The following is a 13,394-nucleotide window of genomic DNA, read 5'->3' as shown; positions in this document are numbered from 1 at the left end:
CGGCGCTACAACCTCCCAATATGCTTCAAGAGTGCCTGTTCATCGTGCTGGATTCTTGCTGCCACTTCCTTGGCGACACCAGGATCGGTGATTTCCCCGAATACGAGACTACCGAATACATCCCGCGTCACCAAAGGCTGGAAGTACTCTGTCACAGCGTTTTCGAACCTCAGAAGCGACTGCTCGATGTTGAAGCAGTGAAGGGCGCCACTCGGTGTACTGTTGAGGACCGGAGCAACTCGCTGAAAATTCTTGGTCGCTTGAGAAGAACCGGACCGCAGCAGTATCAGGGCTTGCTCCCATTTTTCGTAGTCATCTTCGCAGAGTAGCGCGATGACACGCGTGAGTTTATCGAAGACGCTCAGAAGCGCCGTGCATGCCAAGCTCTGCCTCTCGGCTGATTCTTGCGCTTCTTTCTCTCGTACGCGAGCCAATTCATCACTAATGAGTTTTTGACTCTGCTTGGCTTGCACCCGCGCCACCCAGACTGCAGCCAGCACAGCGAAGACCGACAGAATGGCTTGCGCCCAGGCAGCCTGGGCGGCTAGACCGTCCTTAGGCGGCAATGCTGTCGGATCTGCGAAAACGCGATTCATGTACAGCCAAACCGACAACCAGACCAGGCCCACACCGATACTGGCTGTCAGGATATAGGCCAAAGCTTTGAGGACCTTCATTCCCCCCCCCGGGTAAATTTCTGCGCATTCTAGGCGGTGGCTCCGCCCGGCACTGAGTTAAACGCTTAGACGCTTGTCTAAGCGACCTGATGTTGGCGAACCTCTTGTCGGCGCTTTACCAGAGCTGATCTGCCAGATCGGAGGCGCGAAGATTAGCGTAGCGCTTCAACTGTCGCGGATCACGATGCCCAGTGATCTTCGCAATTTGGATGTCCGTCAGCGAGGTCCTTTCGTACAGTCGGCTCGTCGCTTCGTGGCGCAGATCGTGGAAGCCAAGATCCGCGCACCCGGCCGCAACAAAGATACGCTCAAACTGTCGCGACAGCTTGCTCGATACTCGCCGCAGGGCCAGCGGGCTACGCTCGCCAGCCCAGAATGGGAAAAGCCGCCCATCGTAGTCACCCTCATATGCGGCAAGCTTCGCCAGCAGAACTGAGGTCATAGGTACCTGACGCTTGCTCCCGTTCTTTGTCTTGTCCAGAAAGATCGTGCGCTGCGCTACATCGAGCTGGCTGCGCTCGAGCGTGTAGATCTCGCGCATGCGCATGGCTGTTTCCAGCGCCATGTCGAACATCAGTATCAGCGCCTCCCGTTGCGGCAGGTCGAGCGGTCGCTGCCGCCCCGGCGGTTTTGCGCCGGCCAGGATCTCGCGGATGCGTTCTTCCTCACCAAGCTCCAGACGGCGATCACGCTCCTGATCAGCTTTCGCTTCCCCGTCGATACGCTTCACAGCTACCTTGTCGTCAGCCGTGTACGTCGAATAGCCCCTGGGCAGAAGCCGCAGCGGATTCATTGGCAGTGCGCCGTGCGCAGCCAGCCAGTCCAGGGCGCGCGACAGGGCACCAACGTAGTGCCGAATAGTCGACGGCGCGAGGTTCTGCTCACGCTTCATGGCGGTGACCCACTCGGTCGCCCACGTAAAAGTCAGCTGCGGCAAGGTGATGCCGATTGGCAGCCGCGAGAGGAGGACGGGCAGCAACTGCTCGTCATCAACAGAGATGTGCTGCGCGCTCCGATACTCGCTGACCTGGCTGCGTAGATCCTTCGCTGCTGCCTTGGTGTTTGCCAGCTCCTCCGGCACCACTCCACGGTCGAGGAGCGCCTCAAGGCGACGTACGTACTCGTCGCCTTCCGCCTCCGAGGCAAAGCTCAGGTAGACCGGCTGGGGCAGGAGTCTTGCCCGCTTGATCGTGTACTGCCAGGAGTCGCCCCGGCGACGCTTGGTTGCCATCCCTACTCAACTCACGTAAAGGTGCCACCCACATCTTAACGGCAGCTTTTGATTTGCAACGGCAGCCAGCCCGATGATCGTACGCACTAATCAGGGTTGAAGTAACCAAGTTGACTGTCAGCACCGAAGGAGAAACTTCAGGGCGCTGGCATTCTGCACAACCCCCCGCGCTCCACCACCGTTGTAATCATGTTCACCGCGTGCTGCCTGGCCTTTTTCAAATCTAGAATGGAAGCCATTTTTTCGCCCAGCCTAGGCACCATCCTCGCCCTCATTATCTCCACGAAGCCATCCAACAAGACTACGTGGGAATGAGCAAACACATCATTCTCAGGCTCGTGTTCCACCTCAAAAACACCCGGCTCGCAGAAGTAGTCGTCCTCTTGCATGGTTCCCCTCAGACGCCCCACCTGGGCGGGGAAGAATCCTACGTAACGAGGAACTTCGTCATCCGCAATATCTGGCCTCTTGAGCTTTTTCGCAGCAGCATCTCGCGCAGCCTTCTCTACTCCGAGCTTGTGACATGCTTCAACAGTAGACTCTTCCTTCCAGACGACTGACTCAACTCGTCGGCCGTCTTTTTCCTGGAAAATGAACTGAGATGGGTATGCCACGCCGATGACGTTAACGGCTTCCTGGAGCATTCTGGGCTCAAATATTTGTCGCCAGACAGTGTCCACGTCAGAGATGAACTTTGGTGATTCGGGTGCCATCCTTGACCTACTCCCAACATTGCAATGAACGACGAGTCTTCAACAGCCTTCTCTGTCAAAGGCACTTCTTCTGTCAGATAGGCAATATCGCGCCCCTCACTGACAATGCTCGAAATTCCGGTCTGTGTAATCATCGCGCTGCCACGCAATGCTCCATTGGACCAAGTAAAAACAACATCACCGTCTGCATCTCGAGACGGCACAGGCGCGACCTCCAGCCCACGCTTTTCCAATGAGCTCAAAAAGGCGGCTGCGACCGCAAGAGATCGCTGGTTGACCTCAGGATCTCTACTCATGGCCTGGAGAACGCAGTTCGCGACAGCCACAATTTGAGAGGCCCGTTCTTGGGTTCTTGACACTCCAGTTAACCACACTGCTAACGACTGTCGCTCAGGAGTCGCGCTCATCACTTCACCATCGCTGCGTCCATTGTCTTGAAAATGGCATTGACGGCTGCGGAAAGCCGTCCTCCATCCAATTCAGGCCCAATCCCGGTAGTATTTACATCCAGCGATTCGCGGAAGGCAGCCCACGTTTTCACATTGGCTCCATCGGGCCCAACCTGAATCATCTGGGCAGTACCAATCGATTTATTGTGAAGCTGGTTTAGCTCCAACCGATGATTACCAGAAACGACTTCGCGACGAATGTTGTATTGAACAGATACATCTTCCGATGATGGCGGAACATCAAAGGTGAAAGGCAATGAATTTTTCAAAGCATTTAATGCCGCGGCTGGAGAAGCGCATCGTTCAACCCTAGCGACAACTAGACCGACTCTCTGCAACTTCGACAAGTAATTAGCTGCTTTCACCACCACAGGTTGAGCCATTTCCGAGACTTCTCGGTAGCTCATGGTGCTCGAAAAGGGCATGTCGTCACCCGGTCTGGGCTGCACGATGAAGTGAATATCGCAGCGAATTGCATTTAAGACAAAACGAATCTGCAAGGAACCTTCAGTCACCGTTGCAATGGTCACACCAGTGGCTTTCTGACGCTCAGTGGTATCGGGCAACGAGCCAGTCGCGGCTTCACAGACGTCCTCAGCACTGTATGAGTTACCTTGGCTGAAGAACAACGCAACCTGAAATCCATCCAGACTTTTAGACATTCCGTTACCGCTCCTGTGTGCCGCATAGACTTAGAACGCGATTGTACGACACCAACAACGAAAGATAGTTCTAGCAAAGACTGAACAAAAGCACAACGGAGGCTGTGACCCCCATCTGTTGTATGCATGTTCCACAAATTGCGTTGCGGCCCCGGCCACGGATCGGCATCCCCCGTGTGGCCCAACGACATCGGCCACCTACCATCCTCGGCAAACGCTAGGCCGAACAGAACTCACGTAAACGCACTCGACACATGTTGACGCGAGTTCGCCACCCGAGAATGGGTGGCAGACCAATGATTTCATGCCCAAATCAGGCGATTTCCACACCTTCCGCCGAACGCCAGGCAAAGAAAAACCCTTGACGAATCAAGGGTTTATTTGGAGGCCTCAAGCGGAATCGAACCGCTGTAAACGGATTTGCAATCCGGTGCATAGCCACTCTGCCATGAGGCCAACGTACTGCGCGCCAGGAACCTAGCCCTGACAAGACAAAACCCCAAGATGGGGCCTGTCGGAACATGGAGCGGGAAACGAGACTCGAACTCGCGACCTCAACCTTGGCAAGGTTGCGCTCTACCAACTGAGCTATTCCCGCGTAAGCCGACATGTTACCGGAAATCCGGAAAACACGCCAGCGATTTCACCTTTCTGACTGCGCGTAAAGCCTTGTGGCCCAACGTGCCCCGCCTTGCCGGGGCGGGAGAAAAACAAGGCCCCTACCGGGGCCCTGTAGAATCTGGAGCGGGAAACGAGACTCGAACTCGCGACCTCAACCTTGGCAAGGTTGCGCTCTACCAACTGAGCTATTCCCGCAGATTCTTCGACCTGCGTCGAAGGAGCGCTATTGTGTCCAAATTCCTTCACGCCGTCAACAGTCTTCACATCATGCGGTCACGAGCGTCCGGGTTGGGGTACGCTGCCCCGCCCAAGCACGGACACCGCCGATGCCGAGACGCTACGTCCGCCTGTTCTGGTTGCTGGTCGCGCTGACCTGGTTGGCGCTGATCGCCGCACTTGTCAATGCTGGCTTTACCCCAGACTACTGGCTGCTGCATCGCCTGGAAGGCGCCCAGCTGCCCTACCCGACCAGCACGGTCATCGTGTTCGCGTTGCTGGGAACGGTTGAACTGGTGGTGGCCGCGTTGATCGTGCGGCCGTGGCGACTGAAACGACTGTGGCTGCGCCTGCTGATCGCCTTCGCCCTGCTGCTGGTCTGGTCGATACCGTGGATGCTGTCGGCGATGCACCAGCCTCCGGTACAAGGCATGCACCTGCTGTGGTTGCTGCTGCTGGACGTGGGATTGCTGCTGGCGCTGTGCGTGGTGTCGGCGGTGAGCGCGTGGCGGGCGCTCTGCCGGCGCGGGTCACCACAGACTCCCCCGCCGCAGCGCTAGAGACCTACTTCCGGAACTCCACCCGCACGTGCTGGCCGAAGCGCGCCTTGGCTTGCCCATCGAACTCCAGCACGCACTCCACCACTTTGGCCACGCCACGCCCTGCATCTTCAGGCAGGCGTGCCTGCGCGAACACCGGACTGATGCGCACCACGCGTGCAGGCGGCAGCGTGCCCGTGTTCTCCGCGCCATCACTATCCGGCACGACAGTAGCCTTCATGCCCACCTGCACGGCATCGGCGTAGGCGGCGCTGAGTTCGGCGCGCACCTGCAGCGGGCGCGCCGGCAACAACGAGATCGCCGGCTTGCCCGCCTGCACGAAGGCGCCGACGCCCGGCACCTGGCCGACCACGGTGCCGTCTTCCGGCGCGCTCAACGACATCTGCTGCAGTCTCAGCTTCGCGTGCTCCAGCTTGTGCTGCGCCAGGTCGACCTGCGCACCGGCCACGTCGACATCGGCACGCACACCGGCCAGCTGCTGTTTGGCCGCATCGGCCTGCTGGTTCGAGGACACACCTTCGCTGGCGCCCGTGGACAGTCGGGTGGCGTTGCGCTCCAGTTCGCGCAGCTGCGCCTGGCTGCCCTTCAGGCGATCATTGGCCAAGGCCAGATCGGCGCTGGCCATCGCCACCTCCTGCTGCAGCAGGGCACCATCCAGCGACAGCAGCAGCTGCCCCTTCTTCACCGTGGCGCCTTCCTTCACCGGCGCTGCAGTGATCGAGCCATCCACCGGCGGTGCCAGTGCGATCAGGCCACCTTCGACGTCAATGATGCCCCGCGCCACGGCGACCTTGCCGGCGGCGGCAGTACCCGCCTTGCCTGAGGAGGCCGATGCGGCGGTGGGCGCTTCCCTGGAACAGGCGCCGAGCAGCAGTGCCGCGGACAGGGCCAGGCTGAGGGGAAGCAGATGCGACGTCTTGGTCATGGGGCGGACTCTACGGTTTCGTTCTGGCGGCGGTCGTCACGGACCATGCCGTCTTCCATGGCGATCACCCGATCGGCATGCCGGATCAGGCGCGGATCGTGGCTCACGCACAGCACGGTGGCGCCCTGCGCACGTGCGTAGCGATGCAGGATGTCGATCACGCGCTGACCGTTCTCGGCGTCCAGCGCGCTGGTGGGTTCGTCTGCGAAGATCAACGTCGGCGACTTGGCGAACGCGCGGGCGACAGCGACGCGCTGTTTCTCGCCACCGGACAGCTGCGCCGGGCGCATGTGGCTGCGGTGGCTGAGGCCGACTTCTTCCAGAGCCATGCGGGCCAGCGGCTCGCTTTCGCGATTGCGCATGCCGCGGTAGCCCAGTGGCAGCTGTACCTGCTCCAACGCAGTCAGTGCCGGGAACAGGTTGAAGCCCTGGAACACGAAGCCGACATGGTGCAGGCGGAAACGCTCCACTTCACTGCGGGTCATGTGGCCCACGTCCTGGCCCAGCGCATGCACGCGACCGCCATCGGGTGCGGCCAGGCCGGACAGCAGCGACAGCAGCGTGCTCTTGCCGCAGCCGGACGGGCCGGATACCAGGGTCAGCTCGCCGGGATAGATGTCCAGCGACAGGCCACGCAGCACCGGCACCTGCACATCACCGGACATGAAGCCTTTTTCCAATGCTTCGGCCTGCAGGGTCGGGGCGATGGCGCGTGTGGAAGTCATCGGCCGGTCCTCAACGCAGCAGCAACGATGGATCGGAGCGGACGACGCTGCGCACCGCCATGATGCTGGAGAGCATGGCCATCACCGCCACCAGCGCCACGCAGCCGAGGATCACCATCGGCGTCAGCTGCACCGGTACGCGCTGGGTCTGCGCGATCAGCAGCACCACCGTGCTGAACGCCGCCGCCAGCAGCATGCCTACGCCACCGATCAGCAATGCCTGCTCGAACACCACCCGTGCCAGCGCATAGCGGCCTGCACCGAGCGCATTGAGCGTGGCGTACTCGCGCACCGAACCTGCCACTACCGAGGCGAACGACTGGTTGGTGATCACCGCGCCGACGAAGCAGACGATGACGGCCATGAACAGCACCGCGATGCCGGCGCCGGTGTCGAACAGCCAGTATTGCTGCGAACGGCTGGCGAACGCCGGCGCGGTCCAGAACTCGACCGGTGCGGCCTGGCCCATCGACGCGGCCAGGCGGTCACGCACGCGGTCGGCCAGGTCCGGCGAGCGCAGGCCCGCCACGAAATAGGTGCTTCCCGCGTGTGGGTCGGTGCCGGCGATGGCGCGCGCGGTGTCCAGCGAGGCCAGTACGTTGACACCACCAAGGCCCCGCAGGCCCGGTTGTGCAGCGACCACGCGCACCGCCTTGCCATTGATCCAGGCACGGTTGTTCTGCAGGTCCACGCCCAGCGTATCCAGATCGGCGCTGTCGACGATCACCGCACCCGGCTCGCGCAGCTGCGCGCGCAGGTTGGCAGGGAGGATGCGCGCGAACATCATCGCGTCGTCCCGGGTGGAGATACCGGACAGGTACACCGACACATTGCCGGTGCCCTGCGCGCTGGACCGCCATTCGCCATCGACCCACTCGTAGGGCTCGACGCGGGTGACATCCGGGTCCATGCGCAGATGGCTTTCCACATCCGCGCTGATCGCATGGCCGTAATTGACGCTCTGGGTGCCGGGGAAACCAGCCCAGATATCGGCCGAGGACGCCTTCACGTAGATCGCGGCGGTACCGAAGATGCCCAGCACCAGTGCGGCCTGCACGATCAACAGCACACCGGCGAAACACATCGCCACCACCACCGGCAGGAACCGGCGCCACTCATAGGCCAGGGTCTTGCGCGCGAGTGCGATCATTGTGGTTCGCCCTCACCCTCGGCAGGCAGCGGGGCACCGCCGAGGGCGCGGTACAGCGATGCAAAGGCCAGCACGCGCGCGCCCTGCGCACCGATCAGGTCGGCCTGCGAGGCCAATGCGGCACGCTGCGTATCCAGCCTGTCGAACTCGCTGGACAGGCCCAGCTGCACCTGCCGCGCCTGCCGCTTGACCTGCTGGTTGGCGGCATCATTGGCCGCACGCAGCGATTGGATGCTGCTGTCCTGGCGCGCCAGGCTACCCAGTGCACCTTCCACTTCGCTAACGCCTTCCAGCACGGCCTTGCGGTAGCCGAGCAAGGCGGCGTCCAGTTGCTTCTCGTCGGCATGGAACCGCGCGCGGCGCTGGCCCCAGTCCCACAGCGGAATATCGATGTACGGGCCGATCGACGGGCTGGAGTCGGAATTGGAGCGGGCGTTCTGGGTGAGGTTGTACGCGTACAGGATGGAGCCGCCAAGGCTGACCCGTGGATACATCGCTGCGCGCGCCGAACCCTTGCTGGCCGCTGCCTGCATCACCTCCGATTCGGCCAGCAAAATCTGCGGGCGGTGGCGCAGCAGATCCGCAGGGACCTGCTGCAGCGTGAACGCACCCAGCGTCGGCGGCGTGCGATACGCGCGCCAGGCCGGATCCGGGCCGTCACGGCCCAGCAGCAATGCCAGCGCGCGGGCCGCGTTGTCGGCGTTTTCCCGAGCCTGTGCGATGGCGGCACGGGTGGCGGCCTGGCGTGCACGCAGGCGTTCCAGCTCGCCCGGCTCATCCAGGCGCAGCCGCTGACGGACCAGCGCCAGCTGTTCGCCGCGGTCGTCCACGGCCTGTTGTCGGGCCAGCAGGTCCTGCTGGGCCTGGGCCACGGTCAGGTCGAGATAACTGCGCACCACGTCGGCGATCACCGCCACCTGCGCGGCATTGCGCAACGCCTCGGCATTGCCGGCCGAGGCCTGCGCGCTCAGCTGCGCGCTCTCGGCGGCGCCGAACAGCCCCAGGTCCCAGATCGCTTCGATGCCTGCATGGAAATAGGTGTCGACCGCGGCGGCGTCCTGTACCTGCTTGGCGCTGGCCGAGATTTCCGGCAGGAAGCGCGAATCCGAGGCGCCGGCGACGATCCGCACTGCCTGCAGGCGCAACGTGGCCTGCTGCAGATCAAGGTTGCCTGCGATGGCCTGCTCGACCAGGCCGTCCAGCGCCGGGTCGGCCAGCACCTTCCACCACTGCCTGGCGTCCACCGCCACACCCTGCCCCTGCGGCACCTGGGTCCAGGTGCTGGGTGTGCGGTCAGGCAGGTCCGGAGCCGGCACCGACATGCAACCTGCCAGCGCCAGGCTGGTCAGCAGCGTGCCCGGGCGCAGCACTGCCTGCAGGAAGAGTCCGCGCCCGGTCCTGGGCACTGCCACTGGAGTGATACGCCTGACCACCAGCCCGCCAACGTGTAGAAGGAGCATGAAGGCTACCGTGCGATTGTGGAGCGAACATGGAGAAATCGTCCGAAAAAGGTCACAGCACGCGTGCGGTTCAGGCAACGCCGACCCAGACTTTCACTACGCTTTCAATGCGTTCCCCGCACGGAACACTGGACGACTTTCACGGCGTATTGCACATTGCGGTAATTCCTTGCTTCGATGCTGCACGACCGTGAAACACCCTCGCCGTTGGCTGCTGATTGGCTCGATCACGACAGCGACTGTCGGTGTGATCGTGCTCGTCCTGACCACCCCACTGGTCTCGAACGCCCTGCTGCTACTGATGGAGCGCAGCAACTTCATTCCCGCCGAATCCTCGATCCTCACCTTCGAGCCGTATGCGATCAACGACGGCTCGTCGAACTACTGGTTGTATGGGAAGGACCGCACCTACTACTACCACTTCACCTACGAGGATGACGTTCCCTACGTCTACATCCCGCAGGACAACCGCTGCCCCGGTTTCGACCGGCAGAATGCCCGGACCTGGTGCAGCGCCCTGCCCGGCAAGGCACGCTGGCGCGGTGGTGGTGCAACCGGTGTGACAAACGAAAAACGCTCCCTTTCGGGAGCGTTCTTCTTGAATCTGGAGCGGGAAACGAGACTCGAACTCGCGACCTCAACCTTGGCAAGGTTGCGCTCTACCAACTGAGCTATTCCCGCAGATTTCGTTCGACCTGCGTCGAAGGAGCGCTATTGTGTCGATATTGCTGCACGGCGTCAACAGGAATTTTCGGCCGCATTGTGGGGCGGCGTTCAGGCCCTTGGACCCGGCCCTCAGGTCCGCAGGCCACGCCGGACTTCCCGCAACAGAGCTACGTTCTCGTTGATGCGCCCCTGGATCATGATCAAGGTGTCTTGGGCAATAGCGTTTGAGTACATGCTGTTGGCGATTTCCGTGAATTGGCTGGCCACGTCGCAAATGCTGCCAATCGCCAGACTGGCGTCCGCGTGCTGCACTTCTGCCTCTTCGGCAAGGCGAAGCAGGTCAGCACGGGAAATCTCCAGTGCCTCCCCCATGACGTCCATCTGGTGATATCCGTTGGGTCCTTCGCAGAAGGTCACGTCGTAGGCCGGAGCCAAACGCCATTGCCCATCCGGCGACATGATGTAGGCAAAGTTTTTCGGATGATCGTCCCGGTTGTTGAACGCAACGTTGAAGACCGCACGTTCGAAGGCCACGGCCATTTGCCGCACGTCATTGGTGCACAACCGGGTCGCGCGCAGGAAGTTGACATAGTCCAGCGACCCCGCCGTCTGGTAGTTGGCGCCCGTGAATGCAGCAAGACTCTGCATCGGCACACGCAACCCATCGTGGCGATCAAAGCGCTTGCTGGCGAACGCGGCCAGCCCGTTGGGCAGGCTGAAGTACTGCGTGTCCGGGGTCTCGATGCCACACCTGCGCAGGCACTCGGCGTAGACCATTTCGATGGCGCACACCTCGGCATGCTCTTCTCTGGCCGGGAACTTGATCAACCAGGCTTCGAAGCCGGGCGTGACGGCCGTGGTGAACGCGCCCGATCGCGGATCGCGATAGACCAGGGCCTTGGGCCTTGCACCTTGGGGCGAACCACCCACCAGCAGCAAGGTCTGCAGGAATTCACCACCTTCTCCGTGGAGCACCTGCTGCACTTCCGCGGAAAGCTGCTCGAGCGGTATATGGACCTTCGGCGCCTCACCTTCGGGCGCCACGGGCTCAAACGTCATGGCCCCCATCGCGTTGCCACCGATATAGGCCAGCCGCTGGAGCGGGCCAATGCGTGCAGCGTTGATTCCGCGGCGCCTGAACATGCGGTCCATCAGCAGCATGCCCCAGCCGTCTGGCAACGCGTCATACACAGGCCCGGGCAGTTGCAGCTGATGGTCCGGAAAATCCCGCCGCAACGGAGGGCCGGCCAGCGGCAGCTTGTACGAAGACAGTTCCAGTCCCCTTCGCCGGGCCTCGTTGCTGTACTCGAACGCGATCAGCGGCCGACCGGTCAGGGCGATGCTGGAGATCAGCGTTCCCCAGTGCCATCGCTCTCCCCACCCTTCGTAGAAGACCTTCACCTGTTCAGGCATTACGGGGCTTCCTCTTCGTCCGGAGGCGGTTCGCAGCCTCTTCGTAGCGCCGAATGTCTTCGATGCTGTCCAACTTTGGCTGGAACAGGCCTTCGAGCTCGTTGATCCGACCAAGGACCATCGCCACGCGGACCACCGCCTCGAAGCCAACATTGCGCCCGGCCTCCAGGTTGGACACGGTGTTGGTACCAATGCCGGCACGCCCGGCCAGATCCGACTGTGTCATGCCCAACGCCATGCGCTCTGTGCGCAAGCGCCCGCAGAGTCGCTTGACGACCTCGCTGGGCTTGCTGAAGCTTAAATCCAACATAGCGCGTATCATCCCCTCTCTATGCCGTTTAACACCCAAAATAATAGAATTAATCCCAATTCCATTCAATTGATTTAATTCCCGAATTCTGTGTTTTATTTGGGAATTCAGTTATATAAATACAGAATTCTGGAATTACATTGGCAAAGCGCACGTCACGTGCGCAGGCCGCGGCGGTGGAAGTAGACCTGCTCGGCAATGCGCCGCGTGGTCGCCGTGTGCAGCAGTGCGTTGAACGGCCATTCGGCCTGCAGATGATCCATCGCCCAGCGCAGCAGGCGCTTGCCATGGAATGCCGGCGCCACCTGCCGCGCCACCCGTTCCGCTTCCGGCCCCTGCCCACGCAGATGGCGGGCCATCGCCTCGCCGACCGCCCAGCCGTGCCGCCACGAGGAGTGGATGCCCCCTGCGGAGAGCGGCGAGACGATGCCCGCCGCGTCGCCGGTCAGGATCACGCGTTGGCCGGTGATCGGCCCATCCGGTCGGCCGCAGGGCACCAGGCCAGCGCGGGTGGCCGAGGGACGCGCAGATGGCGGGATGCCGACCACATCGCGCACATGCTCAAGGAAACCATCAATATCCAGCGGCCGCGCCTGTCGCGGATCATGACGCAGGGCCAGCCCGACCTGCAGGCCGGTCGGATTCTGCGCGACCCAGCCGATGTAGCCCGGTGCAAAGCGCTTGCTGACGAAGCAATGCAACGCGTCGCCCTCTGTCACCTGCAGGCCGGCGAACTCACGCTCGACGCCGTAGAGGTTGTCACGCACCTGGCCAAGCCCGGTGCGCTGGGCAACGCGTGAGCGTGCGCCATCTGCGCCGACCAGATAGGCGCAGCGCCCTGTCCCTTCGACCTGCCAGCCGTCACCACAGCGGCGAGCTTCGGTGAAGGACTGCTGCAGGCGCAGGTCGACACCGTTCGCGCGCAGTTCGCTGGCCAGCCAGCGCATCACGTTCGGCGTATCGGTGGTGAGGAAGTAATAGCCCGGTGCGGCCAGCAATACGCTGCGCAGGTTCGGCGCATAGAGGCGCACGTTGGCGACCCGCTGCACCAGATGTTCGGGCATGCGCCCCAGCCAGGTCTGCTCCACCGCTTCCTTCACCATCATGCCGGTGGTGTGCAGGCGCTCGCCGGGGTCGGTCTTGCGTTCCAGCACGCAGACGCGCAAGCCGTATTGAGCAGCAGCCAACGCGCAGGCGGCACCGGCGAAGCTGGCGCCGACGATGACCACATCGTGGTCGTAGGCGGAGGGAGTTTGGGGCATGGCTGCATCGCCGTGGAGAATCGGAGATGCAGGTTCGCCAGCGCGGATGGTAGGGCGATGGGGTGTGGGTGAAGTGGGGATGAAGCGGTGGACTGTTGGCGAGGGATGGCGGATTTCAGACATCACCGGCATGCGTTCGCGTGCATCGGCGCAGGACGAAGACTGATTGCCGGCGGGACGACCGCAGAACGAAAAACGCCCCCTTCCGGGAGCGTTTTTCTTGAATCTGGAGCGGGAAACGAGACTCGAACTCGCGACCTCAACCTTGGCAAGGTTGCGCTCTACCAACTGAGCTATTCCCGCTTGGGAGGCGAAATTCTACCTGTTCTGGGAATGGCGTCAAGCGGTTTTTTC

At 62.0% G+C, this 13,394-nt stretch carries 12 protein-coding genes and 5 tRNA genes; 1 reads left to right on the top strand and 16 read right to left on the bottom strand.

The features are described 5' to 3' along the window. Positions 1-5 precede the first annotated feature (5 nt). The 7 genes from ACSDHM_RS05775 to ACSDHM_RS05745 form a co-directional block, all read right to left on the bottom strand. Complete coding sequence (locus ACSDHM_RS05775) at positions 6-677, bottom strand: hypothetical protein (protein ID WP_439426730.1); 672 nt, start codon at positions 675-677, stop codon at positions 6-8. A 115-nt stretch (positions 678-792) separates the two neighbouring features. Next, positions 793-1,908: a tyrosine-type recombinase/integrase gene (locus tag ACSDHM_RS05770; protein WP_439426729.1), complete on the bottom strand. Its 1,116-nt coding sequence runs from the start codon at positions 1,906-1,908 to the stop codon at positions 793-795. 137 nt (positions 1,909-2,045) lie between these two features. Next, entirely contained in the window at positions 2,046-2,621 is a 576-nt protein-coding gene (locus ACSDHM_RS05765; RefSeq protein ID WP_439426728.1) for a hypothetical protein, read from the bottom strand. A 406-nt stretch (positions 2,622-3,027) separates the two neighbouring features. Further along, complete coding sequence (locus ACSDHM_RS05760; RefSeq protein WP_439426727.1) at positions 3,028-3,732, bottom strand: hypothetical protein; 705 nt, start codon at positions 3,730-3,732, stop codon at positions 3,028-3,030. 382 nt (positions 3,733-4,114) lie between these two features. Further along, positions 4,115-4,188, bottom strand: a tRNA-Cys gene (locus ACSDHM_RS05755). Between the two features lie 66 nt (positions 4,189-4,254). Continuing rightward, positions 4,255-4,330 (bottom strand) — tRNA-Gly (locus tag ACSDHM_RS05750). Positions 4,331-4,472: 142 nt separating this feature from the next. After that, positions 4,473-4,548, bottom strand: a tRNA-Gly gene (locus ACSDHM_RS05745). A gap of 131 nt (positions 4,549-4,679) precedes the next feature. Here ACSDHM_RS05745 and ACSDHM_RS05740 point away from each other — a divergent pair. Further along, positions 4,680-5,129, top strand: a complete 450-nt coding sequence (locus ACSDHM_RS05740; RefSeq protein ID WP_088497731.1) for a hypothetical protein — start codon at positions 4,680-4,682, stop codon at positions 5,127-5,129. Positions 5,130-5,133: 4 nt separating this feature from the next. Here the strand turns inward: ACSDHM_RS05740 and ACSDHM_RS05735 are convergent, their stop codons facing one another. From ACSDHM_RS05735 to ACSDHM_RS05695, 9 genes are all read right to left on the bottom strand, one after another. Then, the gene (locus ACSDHM_RS05735) at positions 5,134-6,054 is read right to left on the bottom strand and encodes an HlyD family secretion protein (protein WP_439426726.1); all 921 of its coding nucleotides are present in this window, start codon (positions 6,052-6,054) and stop codon (positions 5,134-5,136) included. Continuing rightward, complete coding sequence (locus ACSDHM_RS05730) at positions 6,051-6,779, bottom strand: ABC transporter ATP-binding protein (RefSeq protein WP_329846507.1); 729 nt, start codon at positions 6,777-6,779, stop codon at positions 6,051-6,053. Before ACSDHM_RS05730 ends, ACSDHM_RS05735 begins: the two co-directional genes overlap by 4 nt. Before the next feature lie 10 nt (positions 6,780-6,789). Continuing rightward, positions 6,790-7,929 carry an ABC transporter permease gene (locus ACSDHM_RS05725; protein WP_439426725.1) on the bottom strand — a complete coding sequence of 380 codons (1,140 nt, stop codon included), beginning with the start codon at positions 7,927-7,929 and terminating at the stop codon, positions 6,790-6,792. Beyond that, complete coding sequence (locus tag ACSDHM_RS05720) at positions 7,926-9,389, bottom strand: efflux transporter outer membrane subunit (RefSeq protein WP_439426724.1); 1,464 nt, start codon at positions 9,387-9,389, stop codon at positions 7,926-7,928. Before ACSDHM_RS05720 ends, ACSDHM_RS05725 begins: the two co-directional genes overlap by 4 nt. A 605-nt stretch (positions 9,390-9,994) precedes the next feature. After that, positions 9,995-10,070 (bottom strand) — tRNA-Gly (locus tag ACSDHM_RS05715). Between the two features lie 114 nt (positions 10,071-10,184). After that, on the bottom strand, positions 10,185-11,468 hold the full coding sequence (locus ACSDHM_RS05710; protein ID WP_088497726.1) for a type II toxin-antitoxin system HipA family toxin: 1,284 nt from the start codon (positions 11,466-11,468) through the stop codon (positions 10,185-10,187). Continuing rightward, positions 11,461-11,778 carry a helix-turn-helix domain-containing protein gene (locus tag ACSDHM_RS05705; RefSeq protein ID WP_053501247.1) on the bottom strand — a complete coding sequence of 106 codons (318 nt, stop codon included), beginning with the start codon at positions 11,776-11,778 and terminating at the stop codon, positions 11,461-11,463. Before ACSDHM_RS05705 ends, ACSDHM_RS05710 begins: the two co-directional genes overlap by 8 nt. Before the next feature lie 155 nt (positions 11,779-11,933). Then, positions 11,934-13,040, bottom strand: coding sequence for an NAD(P)/FAD-dependent oxidoreductase (locus tag ACSDHM_RS05700; protein WP_439426723.1), 1,107 nt, complete (start codon positions 13,038-13,040; stop codon positions 11,934-11,936). 227 nt (positions 13,041-13,267) lie between these two features. Beyond that, a tRNA-Gly gene (locus ACSDHM_RS05695) sits at positions 13,268-13,343 on the bottom strand. Positions 13,344-13,394: the final 51 nt, after the last annotated feature.

Source organism: Stenotrophomonas sp. T8 (assembly GCF_051853085.1).
Classification (GTDB): domain Bacteria; phylum Pseudomonadota; class Gammaproteobacteria; order Xanthomonadales; family Xanthomonadaceae; genus Stenotrophomonas; species Stenotrophomonas sepilia.
This window is presented reverse-complemented; position numbering and strand designations above follow the sequence as displayed.

Coding starts and splice junctions, on each gene's coding strand:
- ACSDHM_RS05730 (WP_329846507.1), bottom strand. CDS start 6,779: ATGACTTCCACACGCGCCATCGCCCCGACCCTGCAGGCCGAAGCATTG.
- ACSDHM_RS05760 (WP_439426727.1), bottom strand. CDS start 3,732: ATGTCTAAAAGTCTGGATGGATTTCAGGTTGCGTTGTTCTTCAGCCAA.
- ACSDHM_RS05710 (WP_088497726.1), bottom strand. CDS start 11,468: ATGCCTGAACAGGTGAAGGTCTTCTACGAAGGGTGGGGAGAGCGATGG.
- ACSDHM_RS05740 (WP_088497731.1), top strand. CDS start 4,680: ATGCCGAGACGCTACGTCCGCCTGTTCTGGTTGCTGGTCGCGCTGACC.
- ACSDHM_RS05735 (WP_439426726.1), bottom strand. CDS start 6,054: ATGACCAAGACGTCGCATCTGCTTCCCCTCAGCCTGGCCCTGTCCGCG.
- ACSDHM_RS05770 (WP_439426729.1), bottom strand. CDS start 1,908: ATGGCAACCAAGCGTCGCCGGGGCGACTCCTGGCAGTACACGATCAAG.
- ACSDHM_RS05700 (WP_439426723.1), bottom strand. CDS start 13,040: ATGCCCCAAACTCCCTCCGCCTACGACCACGATGTGGTCATCGTCGGC.
- ACSDHM_RS05720 (WP_439426724.1), bottom strand. CDS start 9,389: ATGCTCCTTCTACACGTTGGCGGGCTGGTGGTCAGGCGTATCACTCCA.
- ACSDHM_RS05725 (WP_439426725.1), bottom strand. CDS start 7,929: ATGATCGCACTCGCGCGCAAGACCCTGGCCTATGAGTGGCGCCGGTTC.
- ACSDHM_RS05705 (WP_053501247.1), bottom strand. CDS start 11,778: ATGTTGGATTTAAGCTTCAGCAAGCCCAGCGAGGTCGTCAAGCGACTC.
- ACSDHM_RS05765 (WP_439426728.1), bottom strand. CDS start 2,621: ATGGCACCCGAATCACCAAAGTTCATCTCTGACGTGGACACTGTCTGG.
- ACSDHM_RS05775 (WP_439426730.1), bottom strand. CDS start 677: ATGAAGGTCCTCAAAGCTTTGGCCTATATCCTGACAGCCAGTATCGGT.